This is a genomic window from Saccharothrix deserti, from assembly GCF_009769385.1.
GTDB lineage: Bacteria > Actinomycetota > Actinomycetes > Mycobacteriales > Pseudonocardiaceae > Actinosynnema > Actinosynnema deserti.
The window spans coordinates 281,464-306,831 of record NZ_ML775960.1 but is presented as its reverse complement, the minus strand read 5'-3'; the positions used below and the strand labels follow the sequence as shown (position 1 = coordinate 306,831).

Genomic DNA, 25,368 nt, shown 5'->3' with positions numbered 1-25,368 from the left:
TCCGACGGCGTGCCGTCGGACCCCCGCCAGGCCGGGTGAGCGGCGCACTTCGACTGCGCCGCTCACCCGGTTTCCACACCAAAGCCGGTCAGCAGGCCAGCAGGCTCAGGGTGGAGTGGTTCCTGCACGAGAGCAGCGAGAGGTTCGACGCCGTGTTGCTGCCGCCGCCACTGTTGTTGCTGCCGCCGCCGCTGTGGTGCGCCATCGCGTTGGACTGGGCCTCGGGGGTTTCGAGGTCCTGGAGGTCGAGGATGAAGTCCATCGTGACTCCTGGGTTCCTTCGGGGGTTCGGTAAGGGGTACTGCTACCGACCCGTGGGGGCCGGGGCTGTGAGGAACGGCAGCACGGGGGTGCCGTCCACTGCGGAGCCGAGCGCCAGCAGGACGCCCGCGCTCCCGGTGTCGAGGTCCATCGACAACCGGCGCAACTGGATGCCGGGGAACGCCAGGCCCTCCTGGTAGGGCACGGCGTGCCAGGCCAGCGCGGTGAGGTGCCGGTCGATCGCCTGCCGCGACCCGCCCGCGTGGGCGAGTGTGGCGAGCAGACCCGCCCGGCCGAGCATCAACGCCGGTTGGATCACGAATTCGCCGGTCGTGCTCGCGACCAGCTCCGGTAGCCGTTCGACGACCGGGAGGTCCGGCACGGCCAGGCGGAACTCGTTGAGCACCAGCGCGATACCGGCACTGCCGATGCCGACGTAAGGCAGAGTGCGGGTGTTGCCGTCGCGGACCTGCGTCGAGCCGTCCAACGCGGTCGTCGTCTCGGCCAGGTCCCGTTCCAGGGCGCGCACGCCGAGGTCGAGCCAACGGCGGTCGTCGGTGTGCTGGAACAGCCGCAGGAACAGCAGCGCCGGACCGGACCAGCCGTACTCGAAGCCCGCACGTACCTTCTCGCCCGGCGGTTCCGCCTCCGCGAGCGCGGTGTCCAGCCGTTCGCCCAGCTCCAACGCCTGCACGGCGTACGTCTCGTCGTCGCGGGTGCCCGCGAAGTGCAGCAGGTTCAAGCCGATGCCCGCCAGGCCGGCGCCGAGGCCGTGGTCCCGGGTGTCCGGGAGCATCTGCGCGTAGGCGCGGACCAGCTCCTCGGCCAGGTCGTGGTGGCCGAAGTTCTCCAGCACGTGCGCGATGCCGTGCGCGCCGGTGTAGAAGCCGGGTTCCTTCGGCGGGTCGCGGCGCACCGCGTCCAGCAACCACTGCTCGTGCTGGGGGAACCGGCCCATGCCGGTGACGTCCAGCGCGTGCAGCACGCCCGCCGCGCCGTAGCCGAACCCCGCGCCGCCGACCTCGAACTGCTCCACGTCACCGGGGAACAGCCGGTCCGTGCGCTGGGGCGTGGCGCTGGCCAGGATCGCCGCCGCGATCGACTTGCGCACCACCGGCCAGTCGGGTTCCGGCACGTCCAACGGGGTGGGGCCGGTCGTCGCGGTAGTCGCCGGCGCGTCCGTGCGCGGCGTCAGCGCGTCGACGATCCGCGCGCAGTACTCGTCGGACAGGCCGAAGCGCCGCTGGACGAAGTCCACGTGCGAGCGCAGCTTCACCGGGGCGAGCTCGACCACGGCGTTGAGCGGCAGGAAGACGTAGAGCCGCAGCGCGGCCAGGGCGTGCTCGTCGATGTCGAAGCCGGTGCGGTCCGGCGGCGCCTGGAAACCGGGCGCGCCGAGCGTGGGCCTGCCGTTCTCCTCGACGCCGAACGCCAGCTCGAAGTCGATCAGCGACACCGAGTCGTCGTCATCCACCAGCACGTTGAGCGGGTGCAGGTCGCTGAACACGACACCGCGCTCGTGCACGTCCGCCATGATCCGCTCGACGTCGGCGACCAGCTTCAGCGCCCGTCCGGTGTAGGCGGTGATCGCGTCCTCGGTGACCTCGTGGAAGGTGAGCGGGTAGTTCTGGCCCAGCCACTGGCCGAGCGGGCGGCCGGGCACCCGCGCCATGGCGACGAACTCGTGCTCCCACGCGGTGAAGTGCTCGTACACCTCGGGCACACCCGGCACCCCGGCGACCCTGGTCAGCATCGCGTGCTCGCGGCGCAGCCGGGCCACCGCGTCGACGTTCTCCCGGTCGAGACCGGCGTGCGGCCGTGCCTCCTTGAGCACCACCGGGTGGTCGTCGGCCTTGCGGACCGCCTCGTACACGCCGCCGCCGTTGGAGAAGTGCAGCGACCGGGTCACCCGGTACGGGAACGCCTCGGCGTCACCGGCGCGGCGGGCGGCCAGGTGTTCCTCCAGACACGCGGGGAGCTTCACCCAGTCCGGCACCCAGAACGTGGGTTTGCGCTGGTCCGGGACGAGCGCGCCGTCCGGGCCCTCGATGGCCGGCACGCGCCTGCCGTCCAGTTCCAGCCACTGCTCCACGAAACCGCCGTAGCGCACGAACAGCGGTCCCGCGCCGTAGCGGAGGTCGCTCAGGATGTACGCGCCCGACTGGCCCTTCAGGATCTCGGACAGCCCGGCGAGCGTGGACTCCAGCTCGGCCTCGTCGGCCGGGTAGATCGTGATGAGCTTGCCGCTGGCCTCGCGCGGGGCGTACTTGGAGTTGCGGGCCAGCACGATGGACTGGGTGCGCAGGTACTTGAACGGGATCCGGCGGGGGACGAGGTACTCGTAGGTCTTCAGCAGCACCTCGCCGCGTTCAGCACGGTCGCCGACACGTGGATCTTCCAGCCCTGCCCGGGGAGTACGACGCCCGCGGGGTGGAGGTTCCGCCAGATGTTGCGGTCGGCCTGGGTCCAGCCCTCCGGCAGCGGGGGGAGCACCTGCGAGAAATCATCGTCGGCGGTTTCCGCATGGCTTGCACGTCGTAGAACAGGCGGTCCGCGAAGCAGTGGGCCTCATAGCGGAGATCCACGTCGTTTCGCCCCCTTGCGTTTTATTCGACCGGATTATTTCCGCACACGCTCCGCGACGGTGCAATCCCCCAGATCGGGGGACCCCTGCACCCGTTTATAACGGTGTCAGCCCGCGCTGACTCGTACTCCGAGTGGATGTCGGGGCAGGTAAACCGCCTGATCGTGAGGTTTAACGACACTTTGAGTGGATAGGGATGTTGATGTCCCGACTAAACGAAACCCCATCGTTCAATTCGTCCCGGCCCGCTTACCTTGCCATCTCGGACGTTTTGTCGGCAATTGTCGAAACGGTTACGGCACGTGGCTGACCGGTGTCGGCGGGTGAATAGGTCACACTTAACCGGCCAAGAGCGCGTGAATCGGTTGAAAATCCTCCGGAATCCAGCCGGATGACCATTGTCCGTCGTGGTCGCAACACAGATCACAGGTCGGCGCCGTGACTTCCGGGTAGTTACCCGCGCGTACGGGCGCTGTGGCACGCTCCTGGTGTGTCCGAGCGCCTGCTGCTGCCAGTCGTGCTCCTGGTCGTCGCCGCCACGGCCGGGGTCGGCGTGCTGGCGCGCGAGGTCTACCAGCGGCCCGCGCTGGCGCAGGGCGACCAGATCGCGGTGCCCAGTTCGGGGTCGTCCGGTTCGGTGCCCCGCAGTGCCCAGCCGGGCAGCGGCGCCGTGCAGCTGAGCATCGACGCGGCCCAGCACCCGGACGGCCAACGCGTGCGGGACGTGCTCCAGCAGTTCTTCGACGCCATCAACGGGCACGACTACGAGCAGTGGGCCAGGACCGTCACCACGCACCGGGTGAGCCAGACGCCGAAGTCGCGGTGGGAGTCGGACTACGAGAGCTCGCAGGACGGCACGATCCTCGTGCACCGCATCGAGTCGGTCAGCCGGACCAGGCTGCGCGTGCTGATGACGTTCACCAGCACGCAGGACGTCGCCAAGGCCCCGGCCGAGCTCCAGGCCGACTGCATCCACTGGCGCGTCGTCTACCCCCTGCAAGAGGAACGCGGCACCCTCCGCGTGGACCTGGGCACCGAGGGCTCGACCTCCCAGTTCACCCCCTGCTGACCCACCGCACCGATCGGCTCGGAAACGGCGGTGGGCTCGGAAACGGCGGCGGGCTCGGAAACGGCGGTGGGGTCGCCCCCCGACGGAGCGACCCCACCGAACGCCGGCTTCCCCCCTACAGCGGGATGTTGCCGTGCGCGCCACGTCCGGCCGGCGCCGCCGCGAGGGCCTCCGCCAGCTTCCGCCGCGTCTTGGTCGGCTCGATGACCTCGTCCACCACGCCGATCGCGATCGCCCGCTCGACACCACCGGCGATGCGTTCGTGCTCCTCGACGAGCTTGGCGTGCAACGCCTCCCGCTCCTCGTCCGGCACGGCCGCCAGCTTCTTGCGGTGCAGGATGCCGACCGCCGCCTTGGCGCCCATCACGGCCACCTCGGCGATCGGCCACGCGAACACCGCCGTCGCACCCAACGACCGCGAGTTCATCGCGATGTACGCCCCGCCGTACGACTTGCGGGTGACCAGGGTGACCCGCGGCACGATGGCCTCACCGAACGCGTGCAGCAGCTTCGCGCCGCGCCGCACCACGCCGTCCCACTCCTGGCCGACGCCCGGCAGGTACCCCGGCACGTCCACCAGCACCAGCAGCGGCACGCCGAACGCGTCGCACATCCGCACGAACCGCGCCGCCTTCTCCGCCGACAGCGAGTCCAGGCACCCGCCCTTGCGGATCGGGTTGTTCGCGATCACGCCGACCGTCCGACCACCGAGCCGGCCGAGGCCGACCACGATGTTCGGTGCCCACTTGGCCTGCAGCTCCTCGAAGGAGTCCTCGTCCAGGATCGCCGTCACCAGCGGTTTCACGTCGTACGCCCGCTGCGGCTGCTCCGGCAGCAACGCCCGCAGGTCGTCGCCGTCCGGCACCGAGTGCAGGTCGAACACGCCCGGCTGGGCGAACAGCCCGGTGATCCGCCGCGCCCGCTGGTACGCGTCCGGCTCGTCGGACGCGATCACGTGCACGACACCGGACTTCCGCCCGTGCGCCTCCGCACCGCCCAGCCCGTCCATGTCGATCTGCTCGCCGGTCACCGACCGGACCACGTCCGGCCCGGTCACGAAGACCTTGCCGGCCGGAGCCATGATCACCACGTCGGTCAGCGCGGGACCGTAGGCGCCGCCACCGGCGGCCGGGCCGACCACCACGGAGATCTGCGGCACCCGACCGGACGCCCGGATCATCGCGGCGAACATCTGGCCCATGCCGTCCAGCGACTCCACGCCCTCCGGCAGCCGTGCGCCGCCGGAGTGCCAGACGCCGATCACCGGTGTGCGCTCGCGCACTGCGGTGTCGATCGCCTCCACGATGTGCCTGCACCCCTCGGAGCCCAGCGCGCCGCCCATCCGCGTGGCGTCGCTGCAATAGGCCACGACCTTCGCGCCGTTGATCCGTCCCCGCACGGCGAACATGCCGCTGCCGTCACGGGGCCGCAACGGTGCGATGGAACCGGGGTCCAGCAGTTGCGCGAGCCGGACCTCCGGGTCGCGGGGATCGGGTTCGCCGTCGGCCTCCGGGTTCGCCGGTCGGGACGCAAGGGCAGTCATCGTGGAGCTCCTCGTGAGACGGTCAGGCCTGGGTGAAGACGAGCGAGACGTTGTGCCCGCCGAAACCGAACGAGTTGTTGACCGCGGCGATCAGGTCGATCTTGCGCGGTTCACCGGTGACGACCTCCAGTTGGACCCTGGGGTCCTGGTCGTCCAGGTTCAGCGTCGGTGGCACGATGCCGTCGCGCACCGACAGCAGCGTGGTGATCGCCTCCACCGCGCCCGAAGCGCCCAGCAGGTGACCGTGGTTGCCCTTGGGCGCGGTCAGCACCGGGTGGTCGCCGACCGCCCGGCGCACGGCCAGCGGCTCGATCACGTCGCCCACCGGGGTGGACGTCGCGTGGCAGTTGACGTGGCCGACGTCGGCCTTGTCGACTCCCGCGACCTGGATCGCCTTCGCGATGGCCCGCGACTGGCCGATGCCCTCGGGGTCGGCCGCGGTGATGTGGTGGCCGTCGGAGCTGGTGCCGATGCCCGCGAGCTTGCCGTAGATCCGCGCGCCGCGGGCGCGGGCGAAGTCCTCGCGCTCCAGCACCAGGATCCCGGCGCCCTCGCCGAGCACGAACCCGTCGCGGTTCACGTCGAACGGGCGCGACGCGCGTTCCGGGTCGTCGTTGCGGGTGCTCATGGTGCGGGCCTGGATGAAGCCGGCCATGGTGATGGTGGTGATGCACGCTTCCGCGCCACCGGCCACGACCACGTCCGCCTCACCGGACTTCAGCATCCGCCACGCCCAGGCCAGCGCCTCGGCGCCGGACGCGCAGGCCGACACCGGCGCGTGCACGCCCGCGCGTGCCTTCAGGTCCAGGCCGACGTGCGCGGCCGGGCCGTTGGGCATGAGCATCGGCACGGTCAGCGGTGACACCTTGCGCAGCCCGCCGGCCTCGATCAGGTCGTCCTGGTCCAGCAGGGTCATCGCGCCGCCGATGCCGGTGCCGATCACGACACCGAGGCGTTCCAGGTCGACGTCGCCGTCGCCGATGCCGGCGTCCGCCCACGCCTGACGGGCGGCGACCAGCGCGACCTGCTCGCAGCGGTCCAGCCGGCGCGCCTCGACGCGCGGCAGCACCTCGGTGGGCTCGACCGCGAGCCGCGCGGCGATCCGCACGGGCAGGTCGAACCGCTCGGCGAAGCCGCCCACGAGCGGCGTCACACCGCTGCGGCCGGCCAGGAGCGCATCCCAGGTGGAGGCGACATCGCCACCGAGCGGGGTGGTGGCACCCAGCCCGGTGACGACGACGTCGTTGTTACTGGTCATGCGTTGCTGGCGATGTAGTTGACCGCATCGCCCACGGTCTTGAGGTTGGCCAGCTCGTCGTCCGGGATCTTCACGCCGAACTTGTCCTCGGCCTGCACGGCGATCTCCACCATGGAGAGCGAGTCGATGTCCAGGTCGTCCACAAAGGACTTGTCAACCGTCACATCGGCCGCCTCGACGCCGGCGACCTCTTCGACGATCTCGGCGAGCCCCTTCTGGATGTCCTCGTTGCTCACTGAAAATCCCTTCCTTCTTGCTTCGCCGGCTGGTTGGTCCCACCGGAGTCCTGGATTGCGGTCACGGCAGCCGGACGACCTGTCCCGCGTAGGACAGGCCGGCTCCGAAGCCGACGAGCAGCGCCACGTCACCGCTGCGCACCTCTCCCGCCGCACGCATGTGGTCCAGCGCGAGGGGGATCGAAGCGGACGAGGTGTTGCCGGAGTCCACGATGTCACGCGCGATCACGAGGTCCTCACGGGCACCCTTGGCGCGCAACCGCTTCGCGATGGCCTCGACGATCCGCAGGTTCGCCTGGTGCGGCACGAAGACGTCCACATCGGACAACTCCAGGCCGGCCAGCTCGACCGCCTTGATCGCGATCGGGGCGATCTGCGTGGTCGCCCAGCGGAAGACCGACTGGCCCTCCTGGAAGATGAACGACTCGCGGTCGGCGATGTGGATCATGTCCACCAGGTCGCCCGCGCTGCCCCACGACACCGGGCCGATGCCCGGCTCGTCGGACGGACCGACGACCGCCGCGCCCGCGCCGTCGGCGAAGATGATCGCGGTGGACCGGTCGTTCGGGTCGACCCAGTCGGTCAGCTTCTCCGCGCCGATGACCAGCACGTGCTTCACCGTGCCCGCGCGGACCAGGTCGGACGCGGTGCCCAGCGCGTAGCAGAAGCCCGCGCACGCGGCGTTCAGGTCGAACGCGGGCGCGGCCTTGACCCCGATCCGGTCGGCGACCTGGGCCGCCGCGTTGGGAATCCCGGACGGCATGGTGCAGGTGGCCACGATGACCGCGCCGATGTCCGACGGGGCCAGCCCGGCGTCGGCAACGGCCTTGGCGCCCGCCTCGACGGCCATGTCGACCAGCAGCTCGTCCGGCTTGGCCACCCGGCGGTTGGCGATGCCGACCCGGTCGCGGATCCACTCGTCCGAGGTCTCCATGCGCAGGCTCAGGTCGTGGTTGCTGACGATCGTCTCGGGCTGGTAGCTGCCCAGGCCGATGATGCGCGTGCCGACCGAGCCGGCGGGGATCGAGAAGGTGGTCACTTGGCCGCCTCCGCGTCTTCCGCCGGTGTGGAGACGATCATCTCGACGACCTTGTCCAGTTGGTCGGGGGTCTTGAGGCCCAAGGTGGGGGTGCCCTTCAGCTCGCGCTTGGCCAGGCCGGTCAACGCGCCCGCGGGCGGCAGCTCGACCACCGCGGTCACGGCGTGCCCGGCCAGGGTTGCCTGGCAGGCGTCCCACCGCACGGGGCGGGTCACCTGGGAGATCAGTCGGCTCAGCACCTCGGCGCCGTCGGACACCACCGCGCCGTCGGCGTTGGACAGCAGCGGCAGCGCGGCGTCCTTCACCACGATCCCGGCGGCACGGGCGCGCAACGCCTCCTCGGCGGGCGCCATGAACCGGGTGTGGAACGCGCCCGCGACCTGGAGCCTGCGGATCTTCGCCCGGTCGGGTGGCTGTTCGACCAGCTGGTCCAGCGCCTCCAGCGGGCCCGCGGCCACGATCTGGCCCGCGCCGTTGCGGTTCGCGCCGACCAGGCCCAGCTCGTCCAGGCGGGCCAGCACCTCGTCCGCTTCGCCGCCCAGGACCGCGACCATGCCGGTCGGCGTCAACGCGCAGGCGGCGGCCATCTCGGCGCCGCGCACGGCGGCGAGCGCGACGGCGTCGTCGGTGCTCAGCACGCCCGCGATGGCGGCGGCGGCGAGTTCGCCGACGGAGTGGCCCGCGATGATCGTGTCGGCGGGCAGCTCGACCCGGCGGCGCAGCTCCTCGTAGGCGAGCAGGGCGAGCGCGACGACCAGCGGCTGGGTGACCGCGGTGTCCTTGATCTCGTCCGCTTCGGCCGTGGTGCCCAGACGGGCCAGGTCGAGGCCGGTCGCCTCGGACCAGGCACCGACGCGCTCGGCGGCCCCCTCGACTTCGAGCCAGGGGGTGAGCATGCCGGGTGTCTGGGACCCCTGTCCGGGGGCGAGGAGCGCGATCACCCGCTCACTGAACACGCTTTCGGCGGTTTCCCGTGATGCCGCCACCGACGAAACGGGAGACCGTGGCTTGTAGGGTGTCTACAAATGCGACTCGAAGATGAACGTAGAACGACCTCGTGGGTTGTCGGACCCTGCCCAAACCGGACATGCGTCGTCCATCACACCCGGTCGGGTGTCACCGAGATGGGTCACCACAAGCCGCGTGCACGCGCCAGTCGTCCTACGGACAGTGCGACGCGCAACACCAGAGCGTCACGGGGGTCGTTGGCATTTCGCCCGGTGAGTTCGGTGGCCCGCTTGAGCCGGTAGCGGACCGTGTTCGGGTGTACGAACAGCTTCCGCGCGCACGCCTCCAGCACGCCGCCCACTTCCAGGAACGCGTCCACCGTCTCCAGCAGCGCGCCGCCCGCGTCCTCCAGCGGCCGGGCCACCCGGTCCACCAGCTGCCACTCGGCCTCCGGATCACCGGCCAGCGCGCGTTCCGGCAGCAGGTCGAGCGACCGCACCGGCCTCGGCGCGGCGGGCCACCCGACCACCGCGCGCAGCCCTGACAACGCGTCGCCGGCGCTGCGGTGCGCCTCTGCCAGGCTCGTCACCGTCGGACCGGCCACCACCGGACCGGGCCCGAACGCGTCGGAGATCCGGACCAGCTCCTCGCCCCGTTCCGTCTCACCGCCCAGCACCACGACCAGCCGGGAACCCTGCACGCTCAGCAGCACCGGCCGCCCGATCCGGGCCGCCCGGCTGCGCACCTCGAACACCACGGCCGGCGGGTCGTCCGACGGCGGGTTGCCCACCAGCACGGTCGCCTCCGCCGCCGGATCCCAACCCAGCGCGGTGGCCCGGGACAACAAGGACTCCTCCGCGTCGCCACGCACGATCCCGTCCACGACCAGCGCCTCAAGCCGGGCGTCCCACGCGCCGCGCGCCTCGGCCGCCGCCGCGTACGAGGTGGCCGCGGAAAACGCGATCTCCCGGCCGTACCGCAGCACGCCTTCGGTCAGCAGCGCGCGTTCGGCCTCGTTCTCGGCCAGCTTGGGCAACAACTGTTCGAACAGCTCCAGCGCGATCCGCACCAGCTCCACGGTCTGCCGCAGGCTCACCCACCGCGAGATGTCCTTGGGCGCGGACCGGAACGCCTCGGCGGTCAGCCGGATCGCCTGCTGCGGGTCGTGCAGCCAGGACACGAACCCGGCGACCCCGTTCTGGATCAGCAGCAGCACGCCCGCCCGCTGGTCGGCGGGCATCCGCCGGAACCACGGCAGGCGATCCTCCATCTCGGCCACGCTCGCCGCGGCCAGGTCGCCCGACGCCCGTTGCAGCGTTCGCAAGGTGGCCCGCGACAGCGCGGTTGAGCTGGTCATACCGCAACGATCGCACGGGCTCCGATGGTCGACACCAACGAGTGACACAACCTGACGCTGTGCGTCGCTCGCCCTACCGTCGGTTGCGTTTCGGACCGGCTCGTCGGGAGGGGTGTTAGTGCGCAGGTACATGTCAGTCGGCCTGGCGGTGGCCGCGGTGTTGGCGACGGGGGGCGCACCGTCGTTCGGCACGGCGCGCAGCGATCCGCTGGCCGAGTTCCACACCCAGCAGCTCACCTGGTCGTCGTGCGACGAGGGGCGCCTGGAGTGCGCGGAACTGGTGCTGCCGTTGGACTACGAGCGGCCGGCGGCGGAGCGGATCTCGCTGGTGATCAGCCGCAGGAAGGCGGCGGACCCGGCGCGCAGGCGCGGCATCCTGGTGCTCAACCCGGGCGGGCCGGGCGGCTCCGGTCTCGGCATGCCGAGGTTCCTGGCGGGCTCCGAAGTGGCGAAGGTGTACGACCTGATCGGGTTCGACCCGCGCGGTGTCGGCGGGTCGACCGCGCTGAACTGCCGCACGGTGCCGGCACTGGCCACGTTCGACACCCGACCGGCTGATTCGGACTTCCCGAAGTGGGCCGCCGAGGCGCGGGCCGCGGAGGACGCCTGCCAGCGCGCGGCCGGCGGCATCCGACCGTTCGTCAACACCGCGAACACCGCGCGGGACCTCGACGTGGTGCGCGCGGTGCTCCGCGAGGAGAAGCTGAACTACCTGGGCTACTCCTACGGGACGTACCTGGGCGCGGTGTACGGCAGCCTGTTCCCGACCCGCCTGGACCGCAGCGTGCTCGACTCGGCCGTGCACCCGGAGTGGATCTGGCGCGAGCAGTTCCGGGCGCAGGCGGCGGCGCTGCGGCGCAACGTCGAGGCGTGGGCGGCCTGGGTCGCCCAGCACCCCGACCGGTTCAAGCTCGGCGCGACCGCGCAGGAGGTGATGGCGGCCGTCGAGCGCGTCGCGGCGGCGTTGGCAGTGGCACCGGTCGGCGGCCAGACCCGGACCACGTTCGACGCGGCCGTCGGCGTCGGCAGCCGGCACCGTCCACTGTGGTCGGACCTCGCCGACACGGTGACTTCCCTGCAGGCCGGGGAACCCTCCGAGACCAACACGCTGCTGGCCCAGTCGGCGCAGGACGACCTGGTGTCCGGCGTGTTCAACACGGTGATCTGCGAGGTCGACTGGCCGACCGACGTGGAGACGTACTACGAGGACATGCGGGTCTTCCGCGACCGCTACCCGTACGGCTTCGGCGTCATCCGGGCCGCGCCGACCACCTGCACGTTCCGCACCTTCACACCGCCCGAGCCCGCGGTGGAGCTCGAGCGCGACGGGTACCCGGTCGGCCTCGTCGTGCAGGCCGAGGGCGACACGCAGACGCACTACGAGAGCGGCCCGGCGATGGCGACCCGCCTCGGGCACAACCTGATCACCGTGCTGGACGAGGGCAAGCACGGCCTCTACGGCGGCGGGAACCGGTGCGTGGACCGGGCCGTCAACCGGTACCTGCTCGACGGTGTGCTGCCGGCCAGCAGTTCGAGCTGCCCCGGCGACCCGAGGCCCGACCCGACGCGGGCGGCGTCGCCGCAGCACGTGCGGGCGTACCTGGACGGCAGGGGCCTTTCCGCCCGCTTCTGATTCCCCGGCCGGGACGGCTCCGGAACGACCCCGAGAACGCGAAAACGCCCGGCGCGAAAATCCGCGCCGGGCGTTTCCCTCTCCCCGGTCCCCACCGGTGATTCCACTCTGGACTGTGGGGGCGGAAACCGCCACGTCAGTCACTCTTTCGTGCCACGACTTCAGGTTGCCGGGTGATGCGGGGCGGGAAACGATCTCCACCACAAGCGCAAATGCGAAGGAGGGTCGTCGTGGGCTCCCAGATCACCGAAGGACTCGGACAGGCGTGGACGGTGGTGGCCACGTTCGTGCCGAAACTCCTCGGCTTCCTGCTGGTCCTGTTCATCGGCTGGCTGATCGCCAAGGCACTGGCCAGGGCCGTCCGGTTCCTGCTCAAGAGGATCGGGTTCGACCGCCTCGTCGAGCGTTCCGGCCTTCGCGGCGCGGTGGAGCGGTCGCCGATCGACGCCTCCCGTCTGATCGTCAAGCTCGTCTACTACTTCGTGCTGCTGATCGCCCTGCAGCTCGCGTTCGGCGTCTTCGGCACCGGCAACGCGGTGAGCGCCCTGCTCAACGACGTCATCGCGTACCTGCCGCGCATCGTCGTGGCCATCGTCCTGGTGCTCGTCGCCGCCGCGATCGCCAAGGCCCTGCGCGGCCTGGTCACCGGCGCGCTGGCCGACCGCCCGTACACCAAGCTCCTGGGCAACTCCACGTACGGCTTCGTCATCGGGTTGGGTGTCATCGCCGCGCTGAACCAGCTGGGCATCGCCGTCGCGGTGACCATGCCGGTCCTGATCACGGTGCTCGCCACGATCGCGGGCGTGATCGTGATCGGCGTCGGCGGCGGTCTGATCCGGCCGATGCAGCAGCGCTGGGAGGGCTGGCTCAACCGCATCCAGGCGGAGTCGACGAGCATCACGCCGGCGCCGCGCCGTTCGCAGGAGCCCGTGACGGCCTCGGCCCGCGCGTCCCGCCAGGCCCACGTGGACCCGACGCCGACCCCGCCCGCCGGCCTGTCCGTGCCGCCCGCCGACAGCTGATCCCGGCCGGCGATCACCACCGACGCCCACCGACGCCCCGCAACGCCACCGACGCCCCGGCAACGCTCAGGAAAGCCAGGAGGCCCCGCCCGGAACCACGGGCGGGGCCTCCTGGTGTGCGGGGGTCAGTCCAGCTCGTCCAGCACGTCCGCCCAGCTCACGTACGCGAAGCCGGTGGTCGGCAGGTCACCGGCGGCGGGGGTGCGCTCGCCGTCGTGCACGACCAGCAGGCCCTCCGGGTAGGCCGGGCCGAGGTCGGCGGTCACCACGTGCGCGCCGTCCGAGTGCTCGACCGAGTCGTTGCCCCGGCCGCTGCCCACCACGAAGTCGCCGACGTACCGGTTGCGCCCGGTCCGCTCGTAGGCCACGAACCGCGAGTCGCCCTGGCTGGACGCGATCAGGTAGTCGTCGCCGACGGTCAGCCCCTCGGCGTCCGCCGCCAGGTGCGTGCCGCCGAAGCCGGGGTCGGCGCCGGACACCGAGCACTCCTCGGTTTCCGGGTCGTAGGTCTGCGGCACGCCGAACGACCGCACCTTGTCGATCAGCACGGGCGTGCCGAAACCGGTGGCGCCCAGCGGGATCCGCCAGATGCCGACGTCCTCCTGCGCCGCGTACAGCACGCCGTGCGCGGAGTCGACCACCATGCCCTCCAGCTGAGGGCCCTCGCCCGGCTCGCCGCACGGCGTCCAGGAGCTGCCGTCGGGCAGCCGGAACGACGCCGGGATGTCCAGAGTGGACACCACCGACGTGCCGACCGAACCGTTCGGCCCGGCGGCCACGTGCAGCAGCGCCACCCTGGTCTCGTTGCGCCGGTTCGTCACGACCACCGGCGTGCGCCCGACGTACCCGGCCGCCACCCCGTAGGCGGTGTGCTGGTCGTCCACTTCCTCCTCCGACGAGGAGAACACCGGCCGCGCGCCGGGGTCGGTCACGTCCCGGACGACCGCCGCACCCGCCGCCGCACCGCGCCCGTCGATCTCGTATACCCGGATGCGGTCCCGGCCGCGGTCGCTGACGAACGCCAGGTTCCGGGCCTGCCCGCCGACCGGCACCCGGCTGAGCACGTCCACGTTGTTGTACCGGCCGGGCTTGGCGTCCGGGGTCGGCGGCAGGGGCGCCGGGTAGGTGCCGAGCGTCCGACCGGCCAGGTCGAACGCGGCGAGCCCGCCCTCCTTCAACGTGCCGAGCACGACGCTCTGCCCGGCCGAGCGCGGGTGCACCCAGATCGCCGGGTCGTCGGCGTCGGCGTTGGCGGGCGTCCCGGACGCGTCGTCCACGAACGCGCGGGTCTGGGTGACCGGCAGGACCTCGCCGGGACCGGGGGAGGAGGCGATCAGCAACGGCACGAGAGCGGCCATGAGCAGCGGTGTTCGCATTCGGCGCAAGCTACGCCGCGCCGGTGTACCCCGGCTGAAGCGGAGATGACCACCTCCGGAGCCGGAGCCGGAGCCGGAGCCGGAGCCGAAGCCGAAGCCGAAACGCGGTCCTGTGTGCCGTTGGTCACCGGAGGAACACCTCGGTGAGCCACGAGGTTCGACGCGGAAGAGGAGAGATGCGCTCCGGCGCGCGTGACGACGTTGGCCGCCCCGTGCCCCGGACCGGCATGTCGGGGATGGAGGACGCGGTGCACGTCTTGTTGGAGCAGGGCTTCGCGGTGTTCGGGCAGAAGGTGTCCTGGGCGGAGTTCATCGGCCAGGTCTTCGCGCTGGTGGTGGTCTACCTGGCGCAGAAGCGCTCGCTGTGGACGTGGCCCGTGCAGCTCGTGTCGGTCACCCTGCTGTTCGTCGTCTACCTGTCCGCGCAACTCGGAGGCACGGCCGCGCGCCAGGTGGTGATCGCGCTGATCACGCTCTACGGCTGGTGGGCGTGGACCCGCCGGCGCGACCCGGTGTTCGGCGTCGTGGTCCGCAAGGGCACCGCGAAGGAACGCCTCGCCGTGGCGGTCGCGTTCGTGCTCGGCACGGTCGGGTTCGCGCTCGTCCTGGACGCGCTGGACGCGTCGTGGGCGCCGTGGCCGGACGCCGCGCTCTTCGTCGGCACCGTCCTCGCCTTCACCCTCCAGGGCTTCGGCCTGGTCGAGTTCTGGCTGGTGTGGCTGGTGGTGGACGCGATCGGCGTGCCGTTGCAGATCCAGTCCGGGCTGTGGTTCAGCGCGTTCGTCTACACGATCTTCGCCGTCCTGGTGATCCGCGGCTGGATCGACTGGAACCGCGCCGCCAAGCGGACCGCACCGAGCGTCAAGGCCGTGACGCCCTGACGCCCTGGCCTGCCCCTGACGCCCTGCGCTAACGCCCTCCCTTGGCCCTGGCCAGATCGTCCGCCAGCTGGTCCAGCGATCTGTCGATGGCCGCCGGGTTCTTCAGCACGTGGTGCAAGGTGTCCTGCATCACGCTGGTCAACTCGTCGTAGTGCGCGGACGGGGGCCGGGTGCGGGCGTTCAGCAGGCTCTCCCGCAGCGGGTCCGCGGCCAGCCCCGGCTCGTCGTACAGGTCGGTGGACGTCGGCGCGAACCCGGCGAGCCGGGACATCTCCCGCTGGTTCGCGTCGCCGGTGACGAACTTGATGAACTCGCGGGCGGTCTTCTGGTGCGGCGAACACCTCGACACGGCCAGGTTCCAGCCGCCCAGGGTGCTGGGGCCCGGCAGCGCCACCTTCGCCCACTTCCCGACCACCTCCGAGCCCGGCCGGTTCAGCACCGGCCCGGCATACGGCCAGTTGCGCATGAACAACGCCCGGCCGGACCGGAACTCGTCGAGGGACGCGTTCTCGTCGTAGTCGAGCGTTTCGCGTGGGATCCAGCCCTGCTCGATGCCCTCCGCCAGCGCGCGCACGCCCGCCTTCGCCCCCGGCTCGTCCGGGTGCTCCAGGTCGCCGTCGTGCGCCCAGATCGCCTCGGCCGCGTTCACGATCAGGCCCTCGTACAGCCTGAACTGGCCCACGTAGCCCGCCAGGCCGTGGCGCGGCGCGATCTCGGTCGCCTGCCGCCTCAACCCGGCCCACGTCGTCGGCGGGTCCACACCCGCCTGCTTGAGCACGTCCTCGCGGTAGTAGAGCAGCCCGGCGTCGCTGCGCCACGGGATCGCCCACAGCTGCTCACCGTCCGGCGACCTGGCCGCCTCCACCGCCTTCGGCAGCATCCGGTCGACGCCGAACTCGGCCGGGTCCAGCGGCTCCAGGTGCCCGGCCGCGGCGAACTCGGCCGTCCACACCGTGTCCACGGCCATCACGTCGTAGCACTCCGCGCTGCCGCGCACGCCCGCCAGGTCCTGGGCGCGTGCGGTCAACTGCGCGCGGTGGGCGTCGGTGGAACTGGGCATCTCCACGAACTTCGCCTGCTCGCGTTGGCCGGCGCGCTCATTCCAGCGCTCGACCATCTCGGCCACCCGGCGGTCCGCGGTGGTGTCGCGGCCGTCCACGAACGTGATCGGCCCGATCCCTTCCCAGGCCTCGTCCTGAACCGGGGTCGTGCAGGCCGCCAGGAGCAACACCAGCGGCACCAGTACGCGGATCATGTCACCTTCCCCATGCTGCGCGCGCTACGTCGTCCAGAGCGCCTTCCTGGCCCTCAGATGCCCCGGAGCCGTTCGTGCCGCCGATCTCGCGGCAAGGTCCGCTGTGGGCGGTCGCGGCGGCGTAGAGGGCCGTTGAGGGCGCGCACGCCCCGTTCGCGAACCCCACGGCCATCACCCGGACCGGACCGCTGACGCCGGGCGCGATCGGTGTGATCGGCGCCGTGGACACCAGCACCACGACGTTCGCGCCGCCCTCGACGCCCGCCTCGACCACGCCCTCGGACAAAGCCAGGTCGATCACCTCGTCACGCGGCCCGATCAACCGCCGCACCTCGTCCGCGAACAGGTTCGCGCCGGCCGAGCCGTCACCGGCAATCGCGATCACCCGCCCCCGGGCCGCCATTTCCCACGCCTCGCGCACGGCCGTCACGTCCGGCTCCAGCCGCAGGACCGGCGGCCGGCCGAGCCGGACACCCGGCCCGGGGTCGACGTTCCAGTGCACGTCCCGGAAGCCCTCCCGCTTGAACTCCTCCTGGGCGGACGCCGACAGCAGGTGGTCCAGGAACCGGTTCACGATCGCCAGCCGCCGCTTGTTCGGCCGGGTCGTCCGCTCCACCTCCACGAACGGGTGGTCCAGCACCAGCGCGCCGTCCTGCGGGTACAGCACGCGGCACCTCTTCGTGTCCGCCACGGTCTTCTCCGACCCGACCAGCGCCACGTCGCCCACGCACGGCTCGTCGGCGGTCGTGCGGCTGGTGATCTCGTGCAGCGAGCGCGGCGCGCCGGGCGCGTCGAAGTCCAGCCCACCCAACGCGGCCTGTGCCAACGCGATGGCCGCGACCACCCCGACCCCCGACGACGTGTCCACCTCGGCCAGTCGCGGAACGTTCCGCCAGTCGACGTCGCCGCCCGGTTCCGCGATCCGCCCGGCCGACTCCTCCGACGCGCCCAGCACCACCGGCGACACCGCCACCCCCGCCCGGAGGTGCAGCCGCACGTCGGTGCGGTCGCGCAACGCCCTCTCGACGGCCCGGACCTCGGCGGTGGAGTCCGGCAGCCAGACGTGCGGCTCGGCGCCCACCGCCGTCAGGTCACCCGACTGCCAGCCCCGGCCCAGCGCCTCCGCCGCCGCCTCGGCGGACGGTCCGGGGAACACCAGCGTGTTGAGCACCTTGCAGCCCAACGGGTGCTGCGCGCGCGAGTCGTCCTCGAACTCCAGCGCGAGCCGGCGCACGACGCCCTCCTTCTCGGCCGACACCAGGACGTTCAGCTGGACCGGGGGAGGGCAGGGCGGCACGGCGGGCGGCGCGGCGCCCGCACCGTTGGTGAGGGCGACGAACACCAGCGGCACGGCCAGCAGGGCAGCCGCCGGGCGCGGCTGCACGCGCTTCCGGCGCGTCTTGCGGTGTCGGGTCGGCCGGCGGCTGATCGCGGGCGCGCCGCCGTTCGGCACGTGCAGCCAGGCGTGCCCGCGGACCTCCTTGACGTCCACGTCGACCCGGCGGAACGAGTCCGGGTCCATCGCCGGGTCCGGCCGGATCACGTCCTCGTAGAACCGCTGCGAGACGATCAGCGCGAACAACGCGTTCGGGTGGGACACCAGCGCGTCCCGCAGCGGCTTCGCGTCGAGGAGCCGGAACGCCAGGATCACCTCGTCGCCGACCGCGCCGTGCTCGTCGTGCTGCACCTCGCCCGCCGTGATCGCCATCCGCAGCCGGATGCGGGCGTCCTCGTTGCGGGTCGCGTTGTACCGGCGGAGCTCACCCAGCAGGGCGTGCGGCAGACCGCCGACCACCCGGCTCTTGGGCACGTCGGGCGGCACGAGCACGAACACGCCGTCGCCCCGGTCCTCGTGGTGCGTCGCCGACCAGTCCAGACCGCAGTCCTCGAAAGCGCTCTCCAACGCCGTGTAGAGCCCGCGCCGGATCTCCTCCTGGGGACCGCGGTGGCGTTGGCCGAACGCGGACACGTCGACGACCACGACCGTGCGGTGCAACGCGTGCTGCGGTGGCGTCCCCATCCGGCCCCTCGTCGGAACGCTGGATCTGTGCGCCCGAGTCTATGGGGTGGATCACAACCGGCACGGTCGAAGTCGATATCCGCGCAGGTGGACCGCACTACTGCGGAAACGACCCGGGGGCGGCTCCGCCAAGCGGAACCGCCCCCGGGTCGTGCGTCGATCAGGCCAGGCCGGCGTCCGAGGTGGACGGGCCCGCCGCGCTCACGTCGTCGATCCGGTACTTCCGGGCCGCCTGCACGACCAGCGACTGCTGGATCTCACCGCGCTTGGCCAACGCGGCGAGGGTGGCCACCACGACCGACTCGGCGTCGACCAGGAAGTGCCGCCGCGCCGCCGGGCGGGTGTCGGAGAAACCGAACCCGTCGGTGCCCAGCGTGGTCATGTCCGTCGGCACGTACGGCCGGATCAGGTCCGGCACCGCGCGCATCCAGTCGGACACCGCCACCACCGGACCGGCCGCGTCCGCCAGCACCTGCGTGACGTACGGCACGCGCGGCTCCTGGTCGGGGTGCAGCAGGTTGTGCCGGTCGACCTCGACCGCCTCGCGCCGCAGCTCCGAGTACGACGTCGCCGACCACACGTCGGCCTGCACGCCCCACTCCTCGGCCAGCAGCCGCTGCGCCTTGATCGCCCACGGCATGCCCACGCCGGAGGCCAGCAACTGCGCCCGCGGACCGCTCTGCGCCGGCGCCACCTGGTACCGGTACAGGCCCTTGAGCAGGCCTTCGACGTCCAGGCCCTCCGGCTCGGCCGGCTGCTGGTACGGCTCGTTGTAGACGGTCATGTAGTAGAAGATGTTCTCGGCGTTCTCGCCGTACATCCGCCGCAGACCGTCCTTGACGATGTGCGCCACCTCGAACGACCACGCCGGGTCGTACGCCACCACCGCGGGGTTGGTGTGCGCCAGCAGCAGCGAGTGCCCGTCCGCGTGCTGGAGACCTTCACCCGTCAGTGTGGTCCGGCCCGCCGTGGCGCCCAGCACGAAACCGCGCGCCATCTGGTCCGCCGCCGCCCACAGGCCGTCGCCGGTGCGCTGGAACCCGAACATCGAGTAGAAGATGTAGATCGGGATCATCGGCTCGCCGTGCGTCGAGTACGACGTGCCGGCGGCGGTGAACGACGACGTCGAGCCCGCCTCGTTGATGCCCTCGTGCAGGATCTGCCCCTGCTCGCTCTCCTTGTACGCCAGCATGAGCTGGGCGTCCACGGAGGTGTACATCTGCCCGTTCGGGTTGTAGATCTTCTGCGCCGGGAACATCGAGTCCATGCCGAACGTGCGCGCCTCGTCCGGGATGATCGGCACGATCCGGCCGCCGATCTCCGGGTCCTTGGCCAGGTCCCGGACCAGCCGGACGAACGCCATCGTGGTGGCGACCTCCTGCTTGCCCGAGCCCTTGCGGATCACCTCGTAGACCTTGTCGCCCGGCAGCACCAGCGCCTTGGACTTGGTCCGCCGCTCCGGCACGAAACCGCCGAGCTGCTTGCGCCGCTCCAGCAGGTACTGGATCTCCGGGGAGTCCTGGCCGGGGTGGAAGTACGGCGGCAGGTACGGGTCGAGGTCCTTGTCCTCGATCGGGATGCGCAGGTTGTCGCGGAGGAGCTTCAGGTCTTCCAGGGTGAACTTCTTCATCTGGTGCGTGGCGTTGCGCGCCGCGAAGTGCGGGCCGAGGCCGTAGCCCTTGATGGTCTTGGCCAGGATGACCGTCGGCTGGCCGTGGTGCTCCACCGCCGCCTTGTACGCCGCGTAGACCTTGCGGTAGTCGTGGCCGCCGCGCTTGAGGTTCCACACCTCGTCGTCGGACATGTGCGACACCAGGTCCTTCGTGCGCGGGTCGCGCCCGAAGAAGTGCTCCTTGACATAGGCGCCGTCGTTGGCCTTGTACGTCTGGTAGTCGCCGTCCGGCGTGGTGTTCATCAGGTTCACCAGCGCGCCGTCGCGATCGGCGTGCAGCAGGGAGTCCCACTCACGGCCCCAGATGACCTTGATGACGTTCCAGCCCGCACCGCGGAAGAACGCCTCCAGCTCCTGGATGATCTTGCCGTTGCCGCGCACCGGGCCGTCGAGGCGCTGGAGGTTGCAGTTGACCACGAAGGTCAGGTTGTCCAGCTGCTCGTTCGCCGCGACCTGGAGCAGGCCGCGCGATTCCGGCTCGTCCATCTCGCCGTCGCCGAGGAACGCCCAGACGTGCTGGTCGGACGTGTCCTTGATGCCGCGGTCGCGCAGGTAGCGGTTGAACCGCGCCTGGTAGATCGCGTTCATCGGGCCGAGGCCCATGGAGACGGTCGGGAACTCCCAGAAGTCCGGCATCAGCCGCGGGTGCGGGTACGACGGGATGCCGCCACCCGGTCCGGCGTGCGAGTACTCCTGGCGGAAGCCGTCCAACTGCTCGGCGGACAGCCGGCCCTCCAGGAACGCGCGGGCGTACACGCCGGGGGAGGCGTGCCCCTGGATGAACACGTGGTCACCGCCGCCGGGGTGGTCCTTGCCCCGGAAGAAGTGGTTGAAGCCGACCTCGTACAGGCTCGCCGAGGACGCGTAGGTCGAGATGTGACCGCCGACGCCGACGCCGGGGCGCTGCGCGCGGTGCACCGTCATCGCCGCGTTCCACCGGATCCAGGCCCGGTAGCGGCGCTCCACCTCCTCGTCACCGGGGAACCACGGCTCCCGTTCGGTGGGGATGGTGTTGACGTAGTCCGTGCTGGTCAACGACGGGACGCCGACGTGGCTCTCCCTGGCCCGCTCGAGCAGCCGCAGCATCAGGTAGCGGGCGCGCTGCTGCCCGCCGCCCTTGAGCGCGGCGTCGAACGACTCCAGCCACTCCGCGGTCTCCTCCGGGTCGATGTCGGGGAGGTGGGCGGCCAGACCGTCACGGATGACGCGTACCCGCTCGGGGGTGTTCTGCGGGGCCAAGGGATCTCCTCGTTCCGGGGTCTTCTGACTCCCATCGTTGCCGGACGGACACTCTCCCGTCACCGCTACCGGTGAGTAGTTCTGGATCGTGTCCCTCGCGCGCGCGAATAGGAGGTATGTAGAGCGTGCCTCATCCGGTCGGGGGACTGCATCCGGGGGTACCCGATGCGGCGTGTCTTGGCCCTTACGGTTGCGCGTGGCGGGGCTGACAGTGTTCGCTAGCCGCGACTGGTAGTGACATCGCGGCAGTCGTACCCGGCTGCCGCTCTTGTGTACTTGGAGGAGTGGAAGCCGTGGTCGCCGCGGAAGACGCCGGCAAGATCGGTGTCGCCGACAGGCTCGGGATCGAACCGGGCAGCGTGGTCCAGGAGATCGGCTGGGACGAGGACGTCGACGACGACCTGCGCGCCGCGATCGAGGAGCGGGTGGGCGGTGATCTGCTCGATGAGGACTCCGACGAGGTGATGGAAGTTGTCCTGCTGTGGTGGCGCGACGACGACGGCGACCTCGCCGACGCCCTGATCAACGCCACCACGTCACTGGCCGACGACGGCGTGATCTGGGTGTTGACGCCCAAGACGGGGCGGACCGGTCACGTCGAGCCGAGTGACATCGCCGAGGCCGTGTCCACCGCCGGGCTCGCCCAGACCTCCAACATCACGGTGAGTGGTGACTGGTCGGCGACCAGGCTCGTCTCGCCGAAGTCGGCCAAGACGAAGCGCTGAGCCGAGACGAGCGCCAAGCCCGGATGAAGCGCTGAGCCACGACGAGGCGCCGGCCAGGACGAGGCGCGCACGGTCGTTGCCCTAGGCTCGACGGCGGGCTCCCCGATCGGGTGGAGCCCGTTCTTCGGGTTGCGCTGTGGAGGGTTGCATGGTTCAGGTTGGTGCGGAGGCCCCGGACTTCACGCTCAACGACTACAACAAGCAGCCGGTGACGCTGTCCTCGTTCCGCGGGGAGCGCAACGTGCTGCTGGTGTTCTACCCGTTCGCGTTCAGCGGGATCTGCACCGGCGAGCTGTGCCAGGTGCGGGACGAACTGGCCGTGTACGAGGACGAGAACGTGCAGGTCGTCGGCGTGTCCGTGGACACGCCGTTCAGCCTGAAGGCGTGGGCCGCGGAACAGGGCTACCAGTTCCCGCTGCTGTCGGACTTCTGGCCGCACGGGGAGGTGGCGCAGGCCTACGGCGTGTTCAACGAGAAGGCGGGCCTGGCCAACCGCGGCACGTTCCTGATCGACACCTCCGGTGTGATCCGGTACGCCGAGGTGAACGCCCCTGGCGAGCCCCGCGACCAGGAGGCGTGGAAGAAGGCCGTGGCAGCACTGGCCTGATACCTTCCCGGCGCCGGTCCGCCGGCGCTTCGGGGGCGCGTAGCTCAGCGGAAGAGCACTCGGTTTACACCCGAGCGGTCGCAGGTTCGAATCCTGCCGCGCCCACCACGTAGACCTCATTCAAACCACGCACCGAGAAAATCTCACGGTGCGTGGTTTCGTTTTTACTTTCCGTCACCGTAGTGCCGTTTCTGAACGTGGCCTTGAAGACGTCCGTCGGGGTCGCCCGCTGGTCGGGTAGCGCGATCTCCCGCTCGTCCTCTGCGGCGTCTACGACCTCCCCGGCGGCCACTTCGGGCATGTCTCGCCCGGCCACCATGCGCGCGGCGTGCTCGGCTGCACGGTTGAGGCTGGCGAACGGCTCGTTCAACTCAGCACGTTCGACCGAGCCGTCCTCACCGATGAACAGCTTCTTGAAGAAGCCCTGGTTGATCTGCCGCCTGGTCTGGTCCGGTGCCTCCAGATAGCCGCGCTGGATGCGTTCGGCCACCCGAAGCGCAGCCTCAAGCGTTTCCAGTACCCCCACCTCGCTACCGCGGGCCGTAGTCAGTTCGCTGTCTGCCTCGGCTAGCTCGCGGGTGAAGCGCTGCATCTCGCTGGCCAGTAGGTCCTGCGGGATGGCTCCGGCGTAGTGGGCTTGGAGGAGCTTGTGGCGCTCCGACTCAAGCTGAGCTTTGCGCTTCCGGGCTCGGCGAGTGCCCCGCTCGGCATCTGCGGCTCGGGCGGCCAGTTCGCTCGCTACGGACGTCCGTAGGAGGTCGACGACCTCCAGCCCGATACTGAAGTGCGTATAGAAGTTGATCAACGCGTCTTCGATGCGCCCGACCCGCATGGCCCGGCGGGTGCAGTTGTTCGCCTTGGTCTTCTTCTTGACGCAGAAGTAGTACTCGTAGATGCCGCCGTTGCCCTTGTTTTGGGAGTAGACGAGGCGGCCACCACAGGCTGAGCAGTAGATGCTGCCGCGCAGGTAGTGCGGGTGCTTGCGGTCCTTCTCCCCGCCGTTGGTGCGGCTGGCGAGGATGTCCTGCACGGCCAGCCAGACCTCAGGCTCGACCAGCGGAGTGTGCTTGCCCTCGTAGTGGATGCCCCGGTAGGGCACGATGCCCATGTAGTACGGGTTCTGCAGCGTGTGGTGCATGGTGGTCAGGGCGATCGGTATGGCTGGCTTGGTCGCCGTGGGACGGCTGGTCAACCCTTTAGTCTGAGCCGCCAACGTCAAGTCAGCCACCGTCCACTCCCCGGTTGCGTACTGCTCGAAGCACCAGCGGATGACTTCATGGCGTTCGGGGTCCAGTTCTACCCACGCCCGTTCGACACCGTGGCTGATCTCCCGACGGTTCAGGTAGCCAAGTGGTGCTCGGTAGGGCGTCCCACCCTCTTCGGCCTTGGCGAGCAGCCCCTTCATGACCTCCTGTGCCAGGTTGCTCGAGTAGAACTGGGCGATTTCGGCCATGAGACCGTAGAGCAGCTTGCCACTCGGTGTGTCGTCGATGTTCTCCATGCAGGAGACGAGCTGTACGCCATGTCGCCGTAGCAGCAAGTTGATCGCGATGTCGTCTTCCCGGTTACGGGCAAGCCGGTCGATCTTGTGGATGATGACGTAGTCGGGCTTGACGGTCTTGATGTCCCTGAGCATCCGCTGGAGGTCGTCCCGGTCGGCGGAGCGGGCTGAGTCACCAGCATCTATGTACTCACCAGCGATCGTCACGCCCATCTGCTCGGCCTTCAAGCGGCAGCCATCACGTTGTGCGGGGATGGAGTAGCCCTCGGCGTTACCGCCTCGCCTAGCCTGCTCTTTCGTGCTAACCCGCAGGTAGGTAAATGCAATGGGAGAGCTTCGTTGCTGCTGCTTCAGTGCTCGACGTGCGGCACGAGGGAGCCGTTCGGCAACTGCTGCCATGCGAGCGGACGGAGGTGTCGTTGCTTCATGCTGTTCAGGGACTTGTCTGGCGCGAAGCTTGAGGATCTTCTCATGTCGAGCGTCATTCCATCGATCGTTGTCAGCTAGCCTTGCTTCCGTCGCGGGCGATCGCTCCCACTGGTTATCAAAATTTTCGTTGTCGTCTGTAAAGTGCTGTCTATTGTCCATGTGGCTATTCCTCCAAATTCCTCCAATTGGATTTTCTCAATTTCGGTTGGAAGTGCCAAGAGAGGTAATCCTGTCCTCTCTTTGAAGTGCTGTTGTTTCTACAGTCGGTGATCTAGTTGTAGGGCGACAGGCAGCAGTTATGACTGCTGCCTGTCGCCGGTTTGAGGTGGAGCGGCAGAGCGATGCTCAGCCCTCCGTGCCGCCCTTGCGGCCTCGGGCGCTGCTGGGCTTAACTTCTGGTTGGGTGTCACCGAACAAGCCCTGGATTGCCGATCGCCGAGAAGCAGCCTCGCGCTCGATCTCCTCAAGCGCTGAGGCCGCCCTGGCGGCGAAGTCCGGCTCCGACCGCTTGAACGCGACGTACTGCTCGACGGCCCGCACCACGGCGTCACCCAGGTTCAGGTCATCGAGCTGGGCCACCAGTGCGAACTGGGCGTGCAGTTCGCCTGGGAGTCGGACGCCCAGCGTCTTGACGCCGCCCTTGCCGTTGGGATCGGTCATGACGATCTCCTTCCTCGATGTGGTGTGGCCGCCCACTGCTCGTGCGGGTGCTG

The 25,368-nt window shown here is 70.3% G+C and carries 19 protein-coding genes, 1 tRNA gene and 2 pseudogenes; 8 read left to right on the top strand and 14 right to left on the bottom strand.

Annotated features, from left to right (window positions below):
• Positions 1–88 precede the first annotated feature (88 nt).
• Complete coding sequence (locus FM051_RS03670; protein WP_158840607.1) at positions 89–262, bottom strand: SapB/AmfS family lanthipeptide; 174 nt, start codon at positions 260–262, stop codon at positions 89–91.
• A 42-nt stretch (positions 263–304) separates the two neighbouring features.
• Positions 305–2,754, bottom strand: a pseudogene (gene lanKC / locus FM051_RS03665) (class III lanthionine synthetase LanKC).
• Positions 2,755–3,335: 581 nt separating this feature from the next.
• On the opposite strand from lanKC, the gene FM051_RS03660 reads away from it, so the two are divergent.
• The gene (locus FM051_RS03660) at positions 3,336–3,914 is read left to right on the top strand and encodes a hypothetical protein (RefSeq protein WP_238412107.1); all 579 of its coding nucleotides are present in this window, start codon (positions 3,336–3,338) and stop codon (positions 3,912–3,914) included.
• A 115-nt stretch (positions 3,915–4,029) separates the two neighbouring features.
• Here the strand turns inward: FM051_RS03660 and FM051_RS03655 are convergent, their stop codons facing one another.
• The 6 genes from FM051_RS03655 to FM051_RS03630 all read right to left on the bottom strand — a co-directional run bounded on the left by FM051_RS03655 (position 4,030) and on the right by FM051_RS03630 (position 10,295).
• Complete coding sequence (locus tag FM051_RS03655) at positions 4,030–5,457, bottom strand: acyl-CoA carboxylase subunit beta (protein ID WP_158840604.1); 1,428 nt, start codon at positions 5,455–5,457, stop codon at positions 4,030–4,032.
• A 22-nt stretch (positions 5,458–5,479) separates the two neighbouring features.
• Complete coding sequence (locus FM051_RS03650; RefSeq protein WP_158840602.1) at positions 5,480–6,715, bottom strand: beta-ketoacyl-[acyl-carrier-protein] synthase family protein; 1,236 nt, start codon at positions 6,713–6,715, stop codon at positions 5,480–5,482.
• Positions 6,712–6,951, bottom strand: a complete 240-nt coding sequence (locus FM051_RS03645; RefSeq protein ID WP_033437259.1) for an acyl carrier protein — start codon at positions 6,949–6,951, stop codon at positions 6,712–6,714. Before FM051_RS03645 ends, FM051_RS03650 begins: the two co-directional genes overlap by 4 nt.
• Before the next feature lie 61 nt (positions 6,952–7,012).
• The gene (locus FM051_RS03640; protein WP_158840600.1) at positions 7,013–7,990 is read right to left on the bottom strand and encodes a beta-ketoacyl-ACP synthase III; all 978 of its coding nucleotides are present in this window, start codon (positions 7,988–7,990) and stop codon (positions 7,013–7,015) included.
• Positions 7,987–8,931, bottom strand: a complete 945-nt coding sequence (locus FM051_RS03635; protein WP_158840598.1) for an ACP S-malonyltransferase — start codon at positions 8,929–8,931, stop codon at positions 7,987–7,989. The genes FM051_RS03640 and FM051_RS03635 overlap by 4 nt, the downstream gene beginning before the upstream one ends.
• A gap of 188 nt (positions 8,932–9,119) precedes the next feature.
• A complete protein-coding gene (locus tag FM051_RS03630; protein ID WP_158840596.1) occupies positions 9,120–10,295 on the bottom strand; it encodes a PucR family transcriptional regulator in 1,176 nt (391 codons plus the stop codon).
• 118 nt (positions 10,296–10,413) lie between these two features.
• Between FM051_RS03630 and FM051_RS03625 the strand changes: the two genes are divergently transcribed.
• On the top strand, positions 10,414–11,928 hold the full coding sequence (locus FM051_RS03625; protein ID WP_238412105.1) for an alpha/beta hydrolase: 1,515 nt from the start codon (positions 10,414–10,416) through the stop codon (positions 11,926–11,928).
• 230 nt (positions 11,929–12,158) lie between these two features.
• Positions 12,159–12,950 carry a mechanosensitive ion channel family protein gene (locus FM051_RS03620; RefSeq protein WP_158840594.1) on the top strand — a complete coding sequence of 264 codons (792 nt, stop codon included), beginning with the start codon at positions 12,159–12,161 and terminating at the stop codon, positions 12,948–12,950.
• Positions 12,951–13,075: 125 nt separating this feature from the next.
• On the opposite strand, the gene FM051_RS03615 is transcribed toward FM051_RS03620, so the two are convergent.
• The gene (locus FM051_RS03615) at positions 13,076–14,326 is read right to left on the bottom strand and encodes a phytase (protein ID WP_238412103.1); all 1,251 of its coding nucleotides are present in this window, start codon (positions 14,324–14,326) and stop codon (positions 13,076–13,078) included.
• 248 nt (positions 14,327–14,574) lie between these two features.
• On the opposite strand from FM051_RS03615, the gene pnuC reads away from it, so the two are divergent.
• Positions 14,575–15,207, top strand: a complete 633-nt coding sequence (pnuC, locus tag FM051_RS03610; protein ID WP_158841024.1) for a nicotinamide riboside transporter PnuC — start codon at positions 14,575–14,577, stop codon at positions 15,205–15,207.
• Positions 15,208–15,235: 28 nt separating this feature from the next.
• Here the strand turns inward: pnuC and FM051_RS03605 are convergent, their stop codons facing one another.
• The 3 genes from FM051_RS03605 to aceE all read right to left on the bottom strand — a co-directional run bounded on the left by FM051_RS03605 (position 15,236) and on the right by aceE (position 21,393).
• Positions 15,236–16,462 (bottom strand): ABC transporter substrate-binding protein, encoded by a 1,227-nt coding sequence (locus tag FM051_RS03605; protein ID WP_158840592.1) that lies wholly within the window; start codon positions 16,460–16,462, stop codon positions 15,236–15,238.
• 1 nt (position 16,463) lies between these two features.
• Positions 16,464–18,482, bottom strand: coding sequence for a substrate-binding domain-containing protein (locus FM051_RS03600; protein WP_158840590.1), 2,019 nt, complete (start codon positions 18,480–18,482; stop codon positions 16,464–16,466).
• A 160-nt stretch (positions 18,483–18,642) separates the two neighbouring features.
• Entirely contained in the window at positions 18,643–21,393 is a 2,751-nt protein-coding gene (gene aceE, locus FM051_RS03595; RefSeq protein WP_158840588.1) for a pyruvate dehydrogenase (acetyl-transferring), homodimeric type, read from the bottom strand.
• 293 nt (positions 21,394–21,686) lie between these two features.
• On the opposite strand from aceE, the gene FM051_RS03590 reads away from it, so the two are divergent.
• The 4 genes from FM051_RS03590 to FM051_RS51485 all read left to right on the top strand — a co-directional run bounded on the left by FM051_RS03590 (position 21,687) and on the right by FM051_RS51485 (position 23,296).
• Positions 21,687–22,118 carry a DUF3052 domain-containing protein gene (locus tag FM051_RS03590; RefSeq protein WP_158840586.1) on the top strand — a complete coding sequence of 144 codons (432 nt, stop codon included), beginning with the start codon at positions 21,687–21,689 and terminating at the stop codon, positions 22,116–22,118.
• Positions 22,119–22,266: 148 nt separating this feature from the next.
• A complete protein-coding gene (locus FM051_RS03585) occupies positions 22,267–22,725 on the top strand; it encodes a peroxiredoxin (protein WP_158840584.1) in 459 nt (152 codons plus the stop codon).
• A 33-nt stretch (positions 22,726–22,758) separates the two neighbouring features.
• Positions 22,759–22,833, top strand: a tRNA-Val gene (locus tag FM051_RS03580).
• 220 nt (positions 22,834–23,053) lie between these two features.
• Positions 23,054–23,296: a hypothetical protein gene (locus FM051_RS51485; protein ID WP_238412101.1), complete on the top strand. Its 243-nt coding sequence runs from the start codon at positions 23,054–23,056 to the stop codon at positions 23,294–23,296.
• A gap of 234 nt (positions 23,297–23,530) precedes the next feature.
• Here FM051_RS51485 and FM051_RS51480 read toward each other — a convergent pair.
• Together FM051_RS51480 and FM051_RS03570 are read right to left on the bottom strand one after the other, a co-directional pair.
• Positions 23,531–24,625, bottom strand: a pseudogene (locus tag FM051_RS51480) (recombinase family protein); the annotation flags it as partial.
• Positions 24,626–25,000: 375 nt separating this feature from the next.
• Positions 25,001–25,315, bottom strand: coding sequence for a hypothetical protein (locus tag FM051_RS03570; RefSeq protein WP_238412100.1), 315 nt, complete (start codon positions 25,313–25,315; stop codon positions 25,001–25,003).
• Between the last annotated feature and the right edge of the window lie 53 nt (positions 25,316–25,368).